This is a genomic window from Cognatundibacterium luofuense (assembly GCF_018139685.1).
Taxonomy (GTDB): domain Bacteria; phylum Pseudomonadota; class Gammaproteobacteria; order Burkholderiales; family Burkholderiaceae_D; genus Undibacterium; species Undibacterium luofuense.
Genome location: NZ_JAGSPN010000167.1, coordinates 1 through 438, shown reverse-complemented (window position 1 = coordinate 438; position 438 = coordinate 1). Strand labels below are relative to the sequence as shown.

General features: G+C 48.6%; 1 protein-coding gene. It reads right to left on the bottom strand.

Features of this window, described 5'->3' with window-relative positions; all coding sequences use genetic code 11:
- Window positions 1–251 precede the first annotated feature (251 nt).
- A partial coding sequence (locus KDM89_RS19855; RefSeq protein ID WP_212689612.1) for a hypothetical protein occupies window positions 252–438 on the bottom strand: 187 nt, incomplete at its 5' end.

Below are 438 nucleotides of genomic sequence, written 5' to 3'. Positions count from 1 at the left end.
ACATAACAGCCAGGCCGGAAAATAAGCACCAGCGATGATCAACGACGGCGCCTGCGGCGAAACGCAGGCAGTCAGGGTCAGCAAAAAAAACGTCAGGCAAAAAAACCTGGGTAATTGAGTCATCGTCATCTGGGCTATCAACAGCATAAAACTACGTACAAGCATATAAACCAATTTAAAGCCATTTAAACCGCTGCAGGCCGCTTAATTCAGTTAGCGCCCCGTGGTGTCGATTTGATTGGAAGTGAAGTTTATAATTTTATATGTCTTAGTGTCAAAGCCATGCCGGGTGTACAGCACAGCGTGGACAATTCGCTCAACATAACAAGTGAATATGACAAGGTATTGACCCGCGTGACCTGATCGCCGGGCGAACCAATACCCCAATCAACAGGACGCCCCCCCACATCTGCCCGCATGAAATCGACTTCTCCAGCC